At 37.5% G+C, this 17,867-nt stretch carries 18 protein-coding genes; 12 read left to right on the top strand and 6 right to left on the bottom strand.

Annotated features, from left to right (window positions below):
• The first annotated feature begins 41 nt into the window (after positions 1–41).
• Positions 42–551: a phosphoribosyltransferase family protein gene (locus JHD79_RS07780; protein WP_199118656.1), complete on the top strand. Its 510-nt coding sequence runs from the start codon at positions 42–44 to the stop codon at positions 549–551.
• A 4-nt stretch (positions 552–555) separates the two neighbouring features.
• On the opposite strand, the gene JHD79_RS07775 is transcribed toward JHD79_RS07780, so the two are convergent.
• A complete protein-coding gene (locus JHD79_RS07775; RefSeq protein WP_199118655.1) occupies positions 556–1,512 on the bottom strand; it encodes a Fic family protein in 957 nt (318 codons plus the stop codon).
• Between the two features lie 91 nt (positions 1,513–1,603).
• Here JHD79_RS07775 and JHD79_RS07770 point away from each other — a divergent pair, with 91 nt between their 5' ends.
• The 3 genes from JHD79_RS07770 (at position 1,604) to JHD79_RS07760 (ending at position 4,171) form a co-directional block, all read left to right on the top strand.
• The gene (locus JHD79_RS07770) at positions 1,604–2,452 is read left to right on the top strand and encodes a 4-hydroxy-3-methylbut-2-enyl diphosphate reductase (protein ID WP_199118654.1); all 849 of its coding nucleotides are present in this window, start codon (positions 1,604–1,606) and stop codon (positions 2,450–2,452) included.
• Positions 2,453–2,546: 94 nt separating this feature from the next.
• Positions 2,547–3,557: a ferrochelatase gene (gene hemH / locus JHD79_RS07765; protein WP_199118653.1), complete on the top strand. Its 1,011-nt coding sequence runs from the start codon at positions 2,547–2,549 to the stop codon at positions 3,555–3,557.
• Between the two features lie 2 nt (positions 3,558–3,559).
• Complete coding sequence (locus JHD79_RS07760; RefSeq protein WP_199118652.1) at positions 3,560–4,171, top strand: HAD family phosphatase; 612 nt, start codon at positions 3,560–3,562, stop codon at positions 4,169–4,171.
• Between the two features lie 6 nt (positions 4,172–4,177).
• Here JHD79_RS07760 and JHD79_RS07755 read toward each other — a convergent pair whose 3' ends face one another.
• Positions 4,178–5,413 (bottom strand): 3-deoxy-D-manno-octulosonic acid transferase, encoded by a 1,236-nt coding sequence (locus JHD79_RS07755; protein WP_199118651.1) that lies wholly within the window; start codon positions 5,411–5,413, stop codon positions 4,178–4,180.
• 65 nt (positions 5,414–5,478) lie between these two features.
• Between JHD79_RS07755 and JHD79_RS07750 the strand changes: the two genes are divergently transcribed.
• Genes JHD79_RS07750 through JHD79_RS07730 form a run of 5 tightly spaced genes read left to right on the top strand, consistent with a single transcriptional unit; the run spans position 5,479 to position 10,146 of the window.
• The gene (locus JHD79_RS07750; protein WP_199118650.1) at positions 5,479–6,789 is read left to right on the top strand and encodes a UDP-glucose/GDP-mannose dehydrogenase family protein; all 1,311 of its coding nucleotides are present in this window, start codon (positions 5,479–5,481) and stop codon (positions 6,787–6,789) included.
• 1 nt (position 6,790) lies between these two features.
• On the top strand, positions 6,791–7,780 hold the full coding sequence (locus JHD79_RS07745; protein ID WP_199118649.1) for a UDP-glucuronic acid decarboxylase family protein: 990 nt from the start codon (positions 6,791–6,793) through the stop codon (positions 7,778–7,780).
• A gap of 1 nt (position 7,781) precedes the next feature.
• Positions 7,782–8,798, top strand: coding sequence for a UDP-glucose 4-epimerase GalE (gene galE / locus JHD79_RS07740; protein ID WP_199118648.1), 1,017 nt, complete (start codon positions 7,782–7,784; stop codon positions 8,796–8,798).
• Complete coding sequence (locus tag JHD79_RS07735; RefSeq protein WP_199118647.1) at positions 8,799–9,368, top strand: hypothetical protein; 570 nt, start codon at positions 8,799–8,801, stop codon at positions 9,366–9,368.
• A gap of 40 nt (positions 9,369–9,408) precedes the next feature.
• Positions 9,409–10,146: a tyrosine-protein phosphatase gene (locus JHD79_RS07730; RefSeq protein ID WP_199118646.1), complete on the top strand. Its 738-nt coding sequence runs from the start codon at positions 9,409–9,411 to the stop codon at positions 10,144–10,146.
• Positions 10,147–10,166: 20 nt separating this feature from the next.
• Here JHD79_RS07730 and JHD79_RS07725 read toward each other — a convergent pair whose 3' ends face one another.
• Together JHD79_RS07725 and JHD79_RS07720 are read right to left on the bottom strand one after the other, a co-directional pair.
• Positions 10,167–11,399 carry an ABC transporter permease gene (locus JHD79_RS07725; protein WP_199118645.1) on the bottom strand — a complete coding sequence of 411 codons (1,233 nt, stop codon included), beginning with the start codon at positions 11,397–11,399 and terminating at the stop codon, positions 10,167–10,169.
• A gap of 87 nt (positions 11,400–11,486) precedes the next feature.
• Entirely contained in the window at positions 11,487–11,840 is a 354-nt protein-coding gene (locus JHD79_RS07720) for an iron-sulfur cluster assembly accessory protein (protein ID WP_199118644.1), read from the bottom strand.
• Between the two features lie 93 nt (positions 11,841–11,933).
• Between JHD79_RS07720 and JHD79_RS07715 the strand changes: the two genes are divergently transcribed.
• The 3 genes from JHD79_RS07715 (at position 11,934) to dnaA (ending at position 15,688) form a co-directional block, all read left to right on the top strand.
• Positions 11,934–12,467, top strand: coding sequence for a hypothetical protein (locus tag JHD79_RS07715; RefSeq protein WP_199118643.1), 534 nt, complete (start codon positions 11,934–11,936; stop codon positions 12,465–12,467).
• A 48-nt stretch (positions 12,468–12,515) separates the two neighbouring features.
• A complete protein-coding gene (locus JHD79_RS07710) occupies positions 12,516–14,063 on the top strand; it encodes a methylmalonyl-CoA mutase (RefSeq protein ID WP_199118642.1) in 1,548 nt (515 codons plus the stop codon).
• Between the two features lie 194 nt (positions 14,064–14,257).
• Positions 14,258–15,688 (top strand): chromosomal replication initiator protein DnaA, encoded by a 1,431-nt coding sequence (dnaA, locus tag JHD79_RS07705; protein WP_199118641.1) that lies wholly within the window; start codon positions 14,258–14,260, stop codon positions 15,686–15,688.
• Positions 15,689–15,949: 261 nt separating this feature from the next.
• On the opposite strand, the gene JHD79_RS07700 is transcribed toward dnaA, so the two are convergent.
• Positions 15,950–16,672 (bottom strand): LytTR family DNA-binding domain-containing protein, encoded by a 723-nt coding sequence (locus tag JHD79_RS07700; protein ID WP_199118640.1) that lies wholly within the window; start codon positions 16,670–16,672, stop codon positions 15,950–15,952.
• Entirely contained in the window at positions 16,663–17,706 is a 1,044-nt protein-coding gene (locus tag JHD79_RS07695; protein WP_199118639.1) for a sensor histidine kinase, read from the bottom strand. Before JHD79_RS07695 ends, JHD79_RS07700 begins: the two co-directional genes overlap by 10 nt.
• Positions 17,707–17,867 lie beyond the last annotated feature (161 nt).

Here is a 17,867-nt window from a genome sequence, read left to right as displayed (position 1 = left end):
AGCTTAAAATCGTTCTTTTGTATACTTAATTGCATGTCATTATGTCCCAAAACCAAGTACTCGTTTTAGATAAAAAGCAAATCCAGCAAAAAATCAACCGTATTGCCTATCAAATACTAGAAGATAACCTTGAAGAGAAGGAAATTGTTTTGGCGGGTATATGGGATAGGGGCTATAAGCTGGCCTTAAGATTGGCAACTGTATTAGAGGAAATTTCAGATTGCAAGCTAACTATCCTGAGGGTAGATTTAGAAAAACAAAGTAGTAAACTGGTAGCAAAAACTGATCTGCCAGAGAGTAATTGGAAAAATAAGGTAATTATCTTGGTCGATGATGTGTTGAACAGTGGAAAGACATTGGCCTATGGTTTGGGTGTTTTCTTAAATACTCCACATAAAAAAATAAGAACAGTTGTTTTGGTAGATCGTAGCCATAAAATTTTTCCAATAGCTACCGATTTTGTTGGGCTTGAGCTTTCTACCATATTAAAAGAGCATGTAGATGTAATAATGGATGTAGAAGGGGAAGAAGATAGGGTGTATTTAAGTTGATACGTTATCTCTTCCGTTTTCTTTTGGATACATAATCTTCTATGGCATCCTTGGTGGTTAGCCAATTTCTTCCTTCCTTATAGGCATCAATTTTACCTTGCCTGGCTAATAAGCTTATGTATTCTTGCCCATAGGGGAAACTTGGCTCGGAAACAATGTTAGAGATAGGTTCGTAGTCATCATAGCTGTTGCCGGGTAAAGCATTAATGTACATGTTTAGGGAGCGTTCCAATGCTTGTAGCATTAATAAGCAAAGTTTGCGGTAACTCCCTTTGTTGGCTTGGTTTAGGCCATCGTAGTATTTTTTTCTGTCATTTTTAAGGATGATTGCGGGAGGGAATCCTTTTCTCATCAAAAGTAGATTCATGGCTAGGCGTACAGTACGGCCATTTCCATCAAAAAAAGGGTGTATCCATACCAGTTTATGATGAAATAATGTAGTTAAAACTAGATCATCTAACTTTAAGGGATTGTTGTCTATAAAGGCGATAAGCTCATCGAAAAGATTGGGCACTTTATTGGCACTTGGCGGGGTGAAATTAGCGCCAACAATTCGAACGCCACCATTTCTAAGTCTGCCGGCAAATTCATCTTCAATGTTTTTTAATACAAGGGCGTGCAAGTTTAAGATATCAATTTCCCTAAGAATATAGTGTGGGTTAACTAAACCATAAAGATATTCAATAGCTTTTTCGTGGTTAAAAACCTCGAAATGTTCTCTTAAGGACTTTCCCCTAATGGTTATACCTTCCCGTAAGATAAGTTGTGTTTCTCGGAGATTAAGTGTATTGCCTTCAATGCTGTTGGAATTGTAGGTCCATTCCAAGTTTAAGTCTTCTCTTATTTTTTGCAATGCCGAACTGGGCAAAGGTCTTGATTGGTCGATCTTTGCTTTTTTCTCATACAACCTGTCTATGTGTGGTTGGAGGTCTACTAGGTCTTCTAAATTAAAATCCCACATCTTTATTATCGTTTACAAATATATTATTTTTATCCGATATTAAAATTTTTTTCCATTTTTATAACTACCTTTGTATGGTTAATCGATAATTATGAGCTATGATTTAAACGTAACAATAGATAAGTCTTCGGGCTTTTGCTTTGGTGTGGTTTATGCCATAGATATGGCAGAAGATATTTTGGATCATGAAGAATATCTCTATTGTTTGGGTGATATTGTGCATAACGATGAAGAAGTTGAACGTTTAAAAGCAAAAGGACTAAGGATTATTGATCATGCCAAATTGGGCGAATTGCAGAATGAAAAGGTTTTGATCAGGGCTCATGGTGAAGCTCCCTCAACTTATGAATTGGCTCTGGCCAATAACCTGACTTTGATAGATGCATCTTGTCCAGTCGTGCTAAAATTGCAAAACCGCATTAAGAATTCCCATGATGATAAAGAGCAAATCCTGATCTTTGGTAAACATGGGCATGCCGAAGTTATTGGTTTGCAGGGGCAGACTGATGGTAAAGCCATTGTTTTCCAAGATTTGGCGGAGTTGGATCATATAGAATTACCAAATAAATTTACCCTCTATAGTCAAACGACCAAGAGCACAGATAAATTCTATCAAATCAAAGAAGAGCTATTGAACAGAGGGTATGATTTAAAAGCTAATGATACCATTTGTAGGCAGGTGTCTAACCGTTATGAAGAGCTTGAGGAATTTGTGTCCCATTTTAACAAAATCGTTTTTGTTTCAGGCAAAAAGTCTTCTAATGGGAAAGTGCTATATGATGTTTGTAAAAAACATAATCCCAATTCATATTTTATTTCAAATGTAGAAGAACTAGATCAAGCTTGGTTCGAGCCTAATGATAAAGTTGGTATTTGCGGAGCTACTTCTACACCTATGTGGTTGATGGAAAAGGTGAAAATGGCCTTGGAAACTTATTAATAGTGCATCATACCAAAGTAATTTCACATATAACATCGTGTTGTTTTTTTAGGGCTGTAAATCTTAACGTATATTTGTGGCAAACGTTAAATTAATGGCTAAAAAAGGTATATTATTAGTGAATCTGGGTACTCCAGATAGTCCGGAAGTAAAAGATGTAAGAAAATATCTTGATCAGTTTTTAATGGACGAAAGAGTGATCGATATTCCTAAATTTAATCGTATACTATTGGTTAAAGGTATCATTGTTCCATTTCGAAGTCCCAAAACTGCCAAGCTTTACAAAGAAATTTGGGATGAAAATGGTTCACCTTTGTTATATTATAGCCAAATTCAGGCGCAGTTACTGCAAGAAAAATTAGGGGAAGATTATCATGTCGAACTGGCAATGCGCTATCAGAATCCCTCGGTAGAACATGCATTGTCAAAGTTAAAGACAGGCTTGGTTGAAAGTATTAAAGTTATTCCATTATTTCCTCAATATGCATCTGCAAGTACGGGCTCTGTAATGCAGTTGGTCATGGAATTGGTTTCGAAATGGCAGACCATTCCACCTATATCATTTGTCAATTCTTTTCATGATAATCAAAAGATGATCGAAATTTTTGCCGATAACGCGAGAAAGCATCAGGTAGATACCTATGATCATGTGCTTTTTAGTTTTCATGGCTTGCCCGAACGGCAATTGATAAAGTGTGATCACACTTCTGCATATTGCTTAAAAAAAACAGGTTGCTGCGAAACGTTAAACGATACAAATAAATTTTGTTATTCAGCTCAGAGCCACGATACGGCAAGGTTGCTGGCAAAAGAGTTGGACATAAATAGGGATAACTATACCGTTTGTTTCCAATCGCGTTTGGGAAAAGAACCATGGGTACAACCTTATACAACTGATGTGTTAAAGAAATTGGCTGCCGAAGGTAAAAAGAGATTGCTGGTGTTTAGCCCTGCCTTTGTAGCAGATTGTTTAGAAACTATTTATGAAATTACGGTAGAATATCATGAGGAGTTTAAATGCCTGGGAGGTGAACATGTGCAGTTGGTAGAAAGCTTAAATGATGATCCTAGATTTATTGAGGCCTTGGCCGAATTGGCAGTTTGATAATGGATATATACAACTCGGAAAAATTAGCGTTACTTAATCAAAAAACCGAAGGAGATTTTGAAGCCTTCTTGTATGATTGCGATGGCACCCTGGCAGATAACATGTCTGCCCATAAGTTGTCTTATAAGGAGGTGGCTTCAATGTATGGTGTAGATTTGGATACCAGTATCATAGATGAGTTAGCTGGTGTGCCCACGATTTTAGTGGTAAAAGAAATTGGCCACAGATATGGTGTGGAACTGCCAGAGCATTTTGCAAACGAGAAATCTGTGCTATTTTATGATAAATATATTGAAGGTACGCTTCCTATTGCATTTGTGGCAGAACATTTAAGGCAGCATGTGGGTAAAGTTAAAATAGGTGTAGTTTCTGGGGGGAGTAGGAAGACGGTAACTAAAACCCTAACTGTTTTAGGCTTGTTAGACGATGTCGAAATCATGGTGTGTGCAGGAGAAACCGAAAATGGAAAACCTGCTCCCGATCCTTTTTTGGCTGCGGCGAAAGCCCTAGGCGTAAACCCTGAAAAATGTATGGTCTTCGAAGATGGAGAACCAGGTGTTCAAGCAGCCATAGCTGCGGGTATGCGCTGGGTTAGGGTAGACCAGATCTAAAAAAAACTAACTAATCTTAGCAACAATGGTCGCAGTCGCTCCCTTTTTATTAGAAACATAGCTACTGGCAATTGCTCCTTTATCATGATGGCGATTAAAATAATCAAATGCTCTGATAAGTTCTTCGGCACCGTTAATGCTTTTTGCAGCATCAATTTCAATTAGATCTTTAGCCTCCTGAAACTTTTCATAATTTGGTCCAAAAATAATTGGTAATCCAAAAGCGGCAGCCTCTAAGGTATTGTGTATTCCTGCGCCAAATCCACCACCTATATAGGCTATTTTGCCATATTGATATAAGGAAGAAAGCATGCCAATGTTATCTATGATTAGGATTTGGGCATTGCTGACTATATCTTTTTTATCTTTTTTGTTTTCGAACAACTGGCCAAGTTTGGAAAACCTAATGGCTGAAGGAAACAATTGTTCTATTTCATTGATATGGCTAGCATGTACCTCGTGTGGCGCAATAATCAGTTTCCAACTCGGGTTTTTTACGGCCAAATCAACTAATAATTTTTCATCTGCAGGCCATGTGCTTCCGGCAACTAGAATGGAGTTTGAGCCACAGAAGCTGGCAATCAATGGAAGTCCCCTAGCTGCTTGTACGTTTTCGAATACCCGGTCAAATCGAGTGTCTCCACTTACATCAACATTTTCAAAGCCTATACCTTTTAAAAGGTCTAAACTTTCGTTGTTCTGTACAAAGAAGTAGTGAACGGCATTTAGTACATTTTTGTAAAACCCCCCATACCATTTAAAGAAGATCTGGTTCTTTCTAAATATACCAGATATGATATAAAGAGGGATTTGTTCTTTTGCTAAAACTTTGAAGTAGTTGGGCCAAAACTCATATTTGGTAAAAATAGCCATTCGCGGATTTACCAGTTCGATAAACTTCTTCGCATGATGGTAGGTATCTAGGGGAAGATAAAAAATACCATCTGCAAGCGCGTAGTTTTTTCGAATCTCATACCCCGAAGGAGAAAAAAAAGTAACGATTATTTTTTGCTGAGGATCAATAGATTTTAACTTCTCCAGAACTGGTCTGCCCTGTTCAAACTCGCCCAACGAGGCAAAATGAAACCATACAGGCCTTTGGCTGCTATTTATTTTCGATTTAATTTGGCTAAAGATATCTTTTCTGCCAGCAACAAAAAGTTTGGCCTTGGAGTTAAAAATGGCTACTATGTTGATTAGCAGGCCATAAATTAATATACTAATGTTATAAAGCCAATACATATTGCTGCATAATTTCTTATCTTCGCTCGAAGATAGATATTAATGTTAAAATCCTTTAAAAATATATGAAGATAGCTGTAATTGGTACGGGTTATGTTGGCTTGGTCACAGGTACTTGTTTGGCAGAAACAGGGAATACCGTAATCTGTGTGGATATTGTGGAAGAAAAAGTGAACAAAATGAAAGCAGGTCAGTTGCCGATTTATGAACCAGGCTTGGATGTGCTTTTCCAGAGAAATATAGCACAGGACCGTTTATCTTTTACTACAGACTTGGCTGCGGGAATAAAAGATGCACAGATCATTTTTATGGCCTTACCTACTCCCCCGGGAGGTGATGGAGCGGCCGATTTATCTTATATTTTAGGTGCGGCAAAGGATATTGCAAAGTTAATTACGGATTATAAAGTGATTGTCAACAAATCAACTGTTCCTGTTGGAACAGCCGATAAGGTAGCTGCTGTTTTTGCTGCAAATACCAATATAGAAGTAGATGTGGTTTCAAATCCTGAATTTTTGCGTGAAGGCGTTGCAGTCGACGATTTTATGAAGCCCGATCGAGTGGTGATCGGTACCAGAAGTGAGAAAGCTACGAAATTAATGGGCGAGCTATATGCGCCATATGTACGTCAGGGAAATCCAATCTATTTTATGGATGAACGTTCCTCTGAGCTAACAAAATATGCAGCCAATTCATTTTTGGCCACCAAGATTACCTTTATGAATGAGGTCGCCAATCTTTGTGAAATTGTAGGGGCCGATGTGGATATGGTACGTAAGGGGATAGGGTCTGATGACAGGATAGGTAAGAGGTTTTTATTCCCTGGTATTGGGTATGGAGGCAGTTGCTTTCCTAAAGATGTACAGGCCTTAGAAAAGGCTGCCGTAGAACATAATTACGATTTTAAGATATTAAAAGCGGTAATGGATGTTAACGAAAAACAAAAAACAGTGTTAACAGATAAACTTTTCGCTTATTATAAAGGAGAACTAAAAGGTAAAAAGTTTGCTTTATGGGGATTGGCATTTAAACCAGAAACTGATGATATAAGAGAAGCACCTGCACTTTATATCATTAAGGATCTATTGGAAGCTGGCGCTGAAGTGACGGTTTTTGATCCAGAAGCGATTAGTAATGTAAAAGCACTCTTAGGAGATAAAATTAGGTATGCGGAAGATCAATATCAGGCATTGGAAGGAGCAGATGCGCTATTGATCGCCACCGAATGGTCCGTATTCCGTAATCCCGATTTTGAAAAGATGGAATCTGTACTAAAGAACAAGGTTATTTTCGACGGACGTAATCTTTTTGACCTACAAAAAATGATTGATCTGGGTTATTATTATAACAGTATCGGACGTAAAATAGTTAGCTAATATGGAACGTAAAAGAGTATTGATTACCGGGGCAGCAGGTTTTTTGGGTTCGCACCTTTGTGATAGGTTTCTTAAGGAAGATTATCATGTAATAGGTATGGATAACCTCATTACTGGTGATCTACAAAATATTGAACACCTCTTCAAACTGGAAAACTTTGAGTTTTACCATCATGATGTTTCTAAATTTGTTCATGTGCCGGGAAAATTGGATTATATATTACACTTTGCTTCTCCAGCTAGCCCAATCGATTATTTAAAAATCCCTATCCAGACCTTAAAAGTAGGATCTTTGGGAACACATAACTTATTGGGCTTGGCCAAGGCCAAGGGCGCCAGAATGCTCATTGCTTCTACGTCCGAAGTATATGGCGATCCTAATGTAAATCCGCAACCTGAGGAGTATTGGGGCAATGTAAATCCGGTAGGTCCGCGTGGTGTTTATGACGAGGCTAAACGCTTCCAGGAAGCAATTACCATGGCCTATCATACCTTTCATGGGGTGGAAACACGTATTGTACGTATTTTTAATACCTATGGACCACGTATGCGTTTGAATGATGGACGTGTGCTGCCTGCTTTTATTGGGCAGGCTTTAAGAGGGGAAGACCTTACCGTATTTGGAGATGGTAGCCAAACCCGATCTTTCTGTTATGTAGATGATTTGGTAGAAGGAATTTATAGGTTACTACATTCAGACTACTCAGGTCCAGTCAATATTGGCAATCCTGACGAGATTACCATAAAACAGTTTTGTGAAGAGATTATCAAGTTGACTGGTACAGACCAGAAGATTGTATATAAACCTTTACCTCAAGACGACCCCAAGCAAAGACGTCCTGATATTACTAAAGCCAAACAATTGCTTAATTGGGAGCCTAAGATAAGTCGTGCAGAAGGATTAAAGATTACCTATGAATACTTTAAATCGTTATCTGCTGAGGCTTTGGCAAAAATAGACCATAAAGATTTTACTACCTATAATAAATAAAATGACAAAAATTTTAGTTACCGGTGGAACAGGCTATATTGGCTCCCATACCGTTGTAGAGCTTCATAATGCAGGTTATGAAGTGGTTATAGTGGATAATCTATCCAACTCAAACATTAAGATTTTAGACCAACTGCATCAAATTACGGGCAAATGGCATGAGTTTGTAGAATTGGATCTGCAGGACTCTAATGCGGTGGATAGCTTTGCTAAAAATAACCAGGATATTGCAGGCATTATACATTTTGCAGCTTATAAGGCGGTTGGTGAATCTGTTGAACAGCCTTTAAAATACTATAGGAATAATTTTTATAGTTTAATTAATTTATTAACAGCTTATCCCAAAATTAATTTTGTATTTTCTTCTTCCTGTACAGTGTATGGTCAGCCGGATACTTTACCTGTTACTGAAGATTCAGAAGTAAAAAAAGCAGAGTCGCCTTATGGAAATACCAAGCAGATTGCAGAAGAGATCTTAAAAGAAACCGCTGCGGTTACCTCTGGACTAAACATCATTGCTTTGCGTTATTTTAATCCTGTAGGAGCACACGCTAGCGCACTTATAGGCGAACTGCCCAATGGCGTTCCTCAAAATCTGGTTCCTTTTATTACGCAGTCGGCTATAGGTAAAAGAGGGCCAATTCAGGTTTTCGGAAATGACTATAATACACCCGATGGGTCAGCCATTAGAGATTATATTCATGTTGTTGATCTGGCAAAAGCACATGTGGCGGCTATTCACCGTTTGGAGACTGGAAAAGTAGACAGTTACGATGTTTTTAATCTGGGCACAGGTAAAGGCTCAACCGTATTAGAAATTATCAATGCCTTTGAGCAGTCAACGGGAGAGCGATTGGATTATAATATTGCGCCAAGAAGAGAAGGCGATATCGAGAAGATTTATGGTGATGTGACTAAATCTAAAGAAATTTTAGGCTGGCAGACAGAACTTGATCTTAATGAAATGATGCGCTCTGCTTGGGAATGGGAAAAATATATTAAAGATAATCCATTTTAAATGAAGCTAAGTGAGCATAAAGACCTAAAGAAGGAAATTTTGGCGCTGTCCGTAAAAGAAAAAGATAAATTACTTTTGCGGTTGGTAGCCAAAGACAAAGTGCTCACCGAACATTTACATTTCTTGTTATTGGAGGATGAAAGCAACCTTAATGATAGGGTTGCTTTTATTAAGAATGAGATTGTGCAGGCCTCAGAGGAGCTGAATACAGCTCCAAAAACCAATGCTAAAGATGCCTTGCTTGTATTGCGTAAACTGGTTAAACAAATCAATCATTTTTATAAGGTTACTAAAGCAGATTTTGAGGAAATTGAATTGAAAATTTACTTGTTCAATGCAGCCCCAATGAAGTTTAGGTATAAAGTTTATTCTTTGTCTAAAAATCATGAACAATTATTAGCCAATTATATGGTAAAATCGATATTGATTTTATTGCGTAAGTTTGATAAGCTGCATGAAGATTTACAATTTGATTTGAAAGAAGATATAAATATGTTATTGAGTAAAGTCCATCAAAGTGATATGTGCAGAACAGCTATAAATTTAGGGTTGCCTAAAACTATTGATTAACATAATATAGTTTTGCATTTCGTCTTTTTAATTTAATAAAATGTTTGGTCTATTTAAGAAACGCAGTAGAGAACCTGAGGTCAATTTTTCGGCCATTGGTACCGATATGCATTCCCATATTATACCAAACATAGATGATGGTGCGACAAATTTGGAAGCGTCTTTAGCTATGGCCAGAAGATTTGTAGGTTTAGGTTTTAGAAAAGTAATAGCTACACCTCATATCATGGCCGATTTCTATCGTAATACGCCAGATAAGATATATAAAGGTTTAGAGATTTTAAGAGAGGGGTTGTTACAGGAGCAAATACCTTTAGAGGTAGAGGCTGCTGCAGAATATTATTATGATGAAACTTTTATCAATAAGTTGGCCAAAAAGGAAGTATTAAGCTTTGGTAACCGATATCTACTCTTTGAGCTTTCCTATATCAACCAACCACCCCACCTTCTGGACATTTTATTTAGAATTCAAGATGCTGGATATTATCCGGTACTAGCTCATCCAGAGCGTTATCCATATTACCATGGTTCAATAGAAAATTATCAGCAGATTAAAGAATATGGCTGTCTTTTGCAGTTGAATACCATCTCGTTAACTGGGTATTATGGCAAAAGTTGTAAGCATGCTGCAGAAAATATAGTAGATAAAAATTTAGTAAATTTTATAGGTAGTGATATGCATCATATACGACATGCACAGGCACTCAAAGATAGCTTGCATTTGGATAGGGTAAAGAGGTTGGTGCAACATTCACAATTGAATAATTTGTTGCTTTAATCGCTCAATATTTTTAATTGTTATTCGTAGCGTAATGCTTCTACAGGATCTAATTTAGATGCTTTTTGTGCTGGATAATATCCAGAAACAATGCCTACTACTACACACAGGGCAAAACCACCAGCAATGAATAGCCATGGGATAATAAAACCACCGCCCATTAACATGGAAATGGCATTTCCTAGTGCTATTCCAAATAAAATACCCAAAGCACCCCCAATGAGACAAATCACAATGGCTTCTATAAGGAATTGTGCCCTGATTACACTAGGGTTTGCACCAATGGCTTTTCGTATGCCTATCTCACGTGTTCTTTCAGTCACAGAGACCAACATGATGTTCATTAATGCAATGGAAGCACCCAATAGCGTAATCACACCAATGGCTATACCGCCAATACGAATATAGATCAGGTTTTCGAATAACGTTTGGGCAACGGCATCGCTTTTGGTAATTTCAAAGTTATTGTCGTCGCCAAGTTTTATTTTTCTGATTTTTCTAAATTCTGAAGTTGCCTCACCAATAATGTTGTCCATCAGGTCATTGTTGGGTACCATTACCGTAATGGTATAAGACGGATTGCCGTTGGTATTAATCAGTTTGGCTTTAAAAAGAGGTACGTATACGGCCCTGTCTCCACTGAAACCCATGCTTGATCCTTTTGCGGCCAAAACGCCTATGATGCGCAATCTATTACTTCCCGCTACAATTACCTTGTCTATGGGGTCTTGGTCCTTGAAAAGTGTTTTAACGATTTCATTTCCAACAATACAGACATTGCTACCATTTAAAGCTTCCGTACTATTGAAATTTCTACCCTTGGAAAGCTCAAGGCCTTGTCCAGCCAGACCGTTTTCATCAATGCCCTGTATGTTTATATTAGGATTTGTTTTTTCCTGACCGTATTTTACAGTCGAGCCACCACTGGCAAACACACTAATGGATACGGTGGCTGGAGATTGAAAACGATCCTTAAATTTTACCGCATCTTCATATCGTATAGATTTAAAGCGTTTTGGCCGTTGTCCAGAACCGCCAATGCGAATCCCCGTTCCACGATTTCTAATGGTAAAAGAGTTGGCTCCCATACTTGAAAAAGCCTCCGTCATACTTTGCTTAATGGCATCTATCGTGGTAAGAATACCTACTAATGCAGATAGACCAATTGCGATGATTAAAGCCGTAAGAAAAGTCCGCAAGCGGTTACTTTTGATAGATTGCATGGCTAGTCTTACGTTTTCAGTATAATTCATGTGGCTTTATAACACGGTGAGCTAAAAATAAGAAGTCTCGCTGTTAAGACAACGAGACTTCTTAAAATGTTACAAATATATTTTTATTTAAACAGAAAAGCTTGTTCCGCAACCACAAGTACTGGCTGCATTGGGGTTGTTAAAGGTAAAACCACGAGAGTTTAACCCATCTTGCCAATCAATCTGCATACCTAAAAGGTACATTTGGTGTGCCTTGTGCATAAATATCTTGATGCCATCGATTAGAAATTCTTGGTCACCCTCTTTTTTTTGGTCAAAACCCAGTATATAGTTCATGCCCGAGCAACCACCACCTTCAACACCAACCCGTAAGCCAAAATCATTAGCGATTTCTTGTTGGTCTTTAAGCTTGATAAGTTCTTTAATTGCTCCCTCTGTAAAGGTTACTGGTGCAAAAGTTGTTTCAGCTGTACTACTCATTTAATTTATAAGTTAAGATAAACAAATATAAATATTTATGTACATTTTTGCCTGTGGTAATAGCTAAATATTACGGTATATAAACAAAGTGAAATGAATTTAACTCATTTTCTATGGCAAACGGCTACGTTGGCTGTTGGAGGTAGCATGATCGTATTGGTCGCTTATTTTCTTGTTAAGGGAACTATAGACCGTTATATGAAATCCAAAAACTTGAGGGAAACCAACAGGGATGACAAAATGCAATTACTGCAATTACGTTTACAGGCACACGAGCGAATGGTCATTTTTGTAGATAGGATAAACCCTTCAAATCTTTTGATCAGGTTGCATCGTCAGGGAATTGAAGTTGGTGCGCTGCAAAATATGATTTTAAATGAAGTGAAGGCGGAATATCAACACAATATCACACAGCAACTGTATATCGATTCGGTAACGTGGAATATTATTCTTAAATTAAAAGAGGATACCATCGCCATGATCAATAATGCAGTAAAGGGGCTGTCGGCCGAAGGTCCGGGTTTGGAATTAAGTAGGAAAGTACTTCAGCACATGAGTACAATAGAAGAAAACCCATACGAATTGACCATTGGTCTGATTAAGCAAAATATTCATAAAATATTTTGAACCATTAAATCATAAAATTGTTTAATGTTAACTGAATGAAGAATAAATATGTCTGAAAGGAAATTCGTAACCACATCTGGTATAGAAATAAAAGATATATATGCCACCGTAAAGCAAGATGTAGAACGACCAGGCCAGTTTCCTTTCACTAGAGGGATCCAAAAAGATATGTATCGTGGCCGTTTATGGACCATGCGTCAATACGCAGGATTCTCTACGGCTGAAGAATCCAATAAACGTTATCATTATTTATTGGCCCAAGGAACCATGGGATTATCGGTAGCTTTTGATTTACCCACGCAAATTGGCTATGATTCTGATGATGAAATGGCCGAGGGAGAAGTGGGAAAAGTAGGGGTAGCTATTGATTCGCTGAGAGATATAGAGACCCTTTTTGATGGTATCGAACTGCAAAAGATTACCACTTCCATGACCATTAATGCTACGGCAGCGATACTGTTGGCGATGTATATCGCCTTGGCCAAAAAACAGGGAGCTGATCTAAAGCAGATTTCAGGAACGATACAGAATGATATCTTAAAAGAATATGCAGCTAGAGGTACCTATATTTATCCGCCAAAGCCCTCCATGCGTATCATTACCGATATCTTTGAATATTGTAGTAAAGAATTGCCAAAGTGGAATACCATTTCTATCTCGGGCTACCATATCAGGGAAGCGGGGTCTACTGCCGTACAGGAATTGGCATTTACTTTGGCAAATGGTAAAGCCTATTTAAATGCGGCACTACAAAAAGGATTGGATATTGATGTGTTTGCTAAAAGATTGTCTTTCTTTTTTAACTGTCATAACAATTTCTTTGAGGAGATTGCCAAGTTCAGGGCGGCCAGAAGAATGTGGGCCCATATCACTAAAAATTTGGGGGCTAAAGACGAGAAAGCAATGATGCTCAGGTTTCATACACAAACCGGAGGCTCTACACTAACGGCGCAACAACCTTTGAACAACGTAGTACGGGTATCCAATCAGGCATTAGCTGCAGTTTTAGGAGGTACGCAATCTTTGCATACCAATGGTTACGATGAGGCTTTATCGCTACCTACAGAAGCTGCTGCCAAAATTGCGTTGCGTACACAACAAATAATAGCATTTGAAAGTGGAGTGACCGATACGGTTGACCCTTTAGCGGGATCTTATTTTATAGAATCCCTAACTAATGAAGTTGAAGCGGCCGCCTATGTATACATAGATAAGATAGAAGTGATGGGGGGCGCGGTAAATGCCATTGAAAATGGTTATATTCAACAAGAAATTGCCCACTCTGCCTACCGGTATCAAAAAGAGGTGGAGAGTGGTGAACGTATTATAGTAGGGGTTAATAAATTTACTCAGGAAAAGGGGGAAGTAAATGAGGTTTTCAACATTGATGAATCGATAAGGACAATTCAAATAGATAAACTGAAAAAACTTAGGTTGGAAAGAGATCATGTGGCGGTGGAATTGGCCTTATCACAGTTGACACAAGCGGCAGAAACAAATGAGAATTTGATGCCTTTTATATTAAATGCGGTAGAGGAATATGCTACGCTTGGAGAAATCGCAAATTGCCTTCGGAAAGTGTTCGGAGAGTACTAAAAAGCATGTGGAAAAATAGTTATTAACATTAATGATTGAGGTGGGCTTGTGTATGGTATTGCTGATTAAGTAGTTACAAATTAATTCAAAAAAATGTTTTTAATGTTGATAATTTTTTGAATATTCGATGTCTCGAAAGTGCGCATTCAAATCGTGCTTATTAGAACTGAAAACCAATTAATTATAGAATAAAGATGGAAAAAACTTGTACCGAAGTATGGAATAGCTGTCTCCAAATCATTAAGGATAATATCCCGAATCAAAGTTTTAAAACTTGGTTCGAACCGATATCAGCCCTTAAGTTAGAGGGGAAGGTTTTAACCATTCAGGTGCCTAGTTTATTTTTTTACGAGTGGCTTGAGGAACATTATGTTGGTTTGCTCAGAAAGACGGTAAAAAAGCAATTGGGAGATGAAGGTAGATTAGAATACAATATAGTGGTTGACAAGTCGTCAGGCACTGGGTCACCGTATACTACAAACATGCCGTCGAATGGCAATGGTGCAGAGGCTAAAACACAGTCTATGCCTATACCTGTGTCAATTAATAAAGACATTAAAAACCCCTTTATTATACCTGGGCTAAAAAAGTTAAATGTAGATCCACAATTAAACCCAAATTATACATTTGACAATTACATAGAGGGAGATTGTAATAGATTGGCCAGATCTGCAGGCTATGCCGTAGCAGCCAAGCCAGGAGGCACCTCATTTAACCCATTGATGATCTATGGTGGTGTTGGATTGGGAAAAACCCATTTGGCACAGGCAATAGGTAATGAGATTAAACGTAACATGTCTGATAAGTTGGTTATTTATGTTTCTTGTGAGAAATTTTGCCAGCAGTTTGTAGATTCATTAAAGAACAATACCATTAATGATTTTGTAAATTTCTATCAGGCAATGGATGTAATCATTATGGATGATGTACATAACTTTGCTGGAAAAGAAAAAACACAGGATATATTTTTCCATATTTTTAATCATCTGCACCAATCTGGAAAGCAAGTGATCTTAACATCGGATAAGGCGCCAAAAGACTTGGCAGGTTTGGAAGAAAGATTATTGAGCCGTTTCAAATGGGGCTTGTCTGCCGATTTGCAAGTTCCAGATCTGGAAACTCGCGTAGCCATCCTTAAAAAGAAAATGTATGCCGATGGCATTGAGTTGCCAGGTGAAGTTGTGGAGTATGTAGCACATAACATTGACAATAATGTTCGTGAGCTTGAAGGAGCAATGGTATCTCTGTTGGCCCAGTCTACCTTAAATAAGAAAGACATCGATTTAGCGTTAGCTAAACAAATGTTGAAGAACTTTATTAAAAATACATCGAAAGAAATCTCGATGGAATATATACAAAAGTTGGTATGTGAATACTTCGAAGTGCCGGTGGACATGGTGAAATCACAAACCCGTAAACGTGAAATTGTACAGGCCCGTCAAATTTCTATGTACCTCTCCAAAAGCCATACTAAATCCTCTCTAAAAACAATTGGTGCTTTCTTTGGTGGTAGAGATCACTCTACGGTAATTTATGCTTGCCAAACCGTTGAAGATTTGATTGAAACAGATAAGAAATTTAAAGCTTACGTGAACGATATTCAGAAGAAACTGAAAATGAGTTAATCACGATCAGAATATTATCTTTGTTTATAAAAGTATCAAAAAAGGCCTTAATGAAAATTAAGGCCTCTTCTATTAACCTGAGTTTAATATTTCGCATAGTCTTTTTTAGCTCTTTTGTCTAACACCATTATCACGTTGAACTTATTTAAGCATCTTTTCTGCTATTAAGACCCTGAAATGAATTCAGGCTGGCTACTGCCTCATATCAAAGTGCTCAATAGAAGCTCCTGAGTGTGTATTGATCATTTGAACTCCTCGGGTTCACTTAGGTTCAATAATTTTATAAAAATGATCTCTGTAAGTATCCCCAAGAGGTATGGTTGCATTCCCAATGTAAAGTCTGCTTCTTTCAATACTCTCTATTTTATTAATAGCCACAACATAAGATTTGTGTACCCTTATAAATTTATGATTTGGAAGCTGCTCTTCCATTCGCTTTATATTTTGAAGTGATATGATCTTTTCATTCTTGGTGTAGATTGAAATATAATTTTGCAGCCCCTCTATATAAAGTATATCATCAATATTAATTTTAATAAGCTTGTATTCTGTTTTTACAAAAATGAATTCCTGGTCTTTTATGTTAGTGGTATTGGCTTCTGGTCTGGATTTTGTTGCCACAACATTGAAATAGTGCTGTGCTTTCTGTACAGATTTATAGAAACGTTCAAAAGAAATGGGTTTTAATAGGTAGTCTATCGCATCATTTTCGAAACCATCTATTGCAAATTCTGCATAGGCAGTTGTTAAAATCACTTTGGTCTTTCCTTGTACAATTTTCATAAGTTGTAAACCGTTCAGTTGAGGCATCTGTATATCTAAGAAAATGAGATCAACTTCATTCTTCATGACGTATTCTAAAGCTTCCATGGGGTTTGTGCTGCTAAAGATCAAGGTTAGATCAGATATTTTTGCGATATAGTCCTTTAATATGTCTACAGCTAAGGGTTTATCATCAACTACCATGCAGCGAATTATTTCCATGTTAGGCTAAGTTTAATCGTAAAAGTATCATTTTCATTATTAACAATAAGGCTGTGCTGATTTGGATAAATAAGTGCAAGTCTTCTTTCAACATTTCTAAGACCTATTCCACCGACGCTGTCTTTATAATCATTGTTTTTGCTGTTCGTAACACTAAATGATAACGAACTTTCATTTATTTTAAGGCGGATAACTATTGGTGTGAGGGGGTCGTTCACAATACCATGCTTAAATGCATTTTCTACAAAATTGATGAGTATTAACGGCGCAATTTTTTGTTTTGTTATTACCCCATCTAGTTCAAAATTAATATAGGCATGCCCCTTTTGACCAATCTCATATAATTCTATCACATTCTTAATGTAATCGATCTCTTTTTCAATTGGGGCATATTTATCGTTACTCTCTCTTAGCATATAACGTAATAATGCGGATAGTTTTAACACCGCTTCGGGCGCTTCTTTTGCCTGTTGATAGGTCAAAGCATAAATGTCATTCAAGGTATTGAATAGGAAATGAGGATTGATTTGTGATTTTAAGTAAGCTAATTCTGTAACAGCTTGTTCTTTCTCTAATTCCTGTTGTTTTCTTTGGGCCTCAAAATAATCGCTTACATAACTAATGGCGATACTAAAAAAAATGTAGACGTAGTTTTCAAATAACAATGTTTGAAAAGACAGCCAAAAGTTTAATTTATCTAAATAGACATAAGAGTACCAACCAAATTTTTGGGGTAAGATAATGGCATAAACATATTGGTGTATAGGAGAAAGAATTAAGAAAAGTATCAAGACCGAAAGAATATATAAGAATATTCTTTTAGCCCTGACCAGTTTCGGAACCAATAACATGAAATTGGTATAAAATATACAGAGCGGAAAAATTAAGGTAATCAGCTTTACGGTTAATACACTAGATACAGTTGGAAAAGTGAGTTCGTTAATATTATATGTTGGGAAACCGAATAGCAATTCTTTAAGCCATAAGATTAGCCAATAGCCAATGTGTAAGTAAATAAAATGAGATTTCTTCATGGACAAGTTTTGCTAAAAATAGCATAATCAATTATTAAGTAAGGTCTGTCTCTTATACACATCTGACGCTGCCGACGATCGAGCCATAGTGTAGATGTCGGTGGGGGGGGTGGGGGGGGGGGGGGGGGGGGGGGGGGGGGGGGGGGGGGGGGGGGGGGGGG

It is taken from the genome of Pedobacter sp. ASV28 (assembly GCF_016428855.1).
Classification (GTDB): domain Bacteria; phylum Bacteroidota; class Bacteroidia; order Sphingobacteriales; family Sphingobacteriaceae; genus Pedobacter.
Note: the sequence above shows the minus strand (reverse complement) of the source record. Positions and strands in the feature narration are given on the sequence as shown.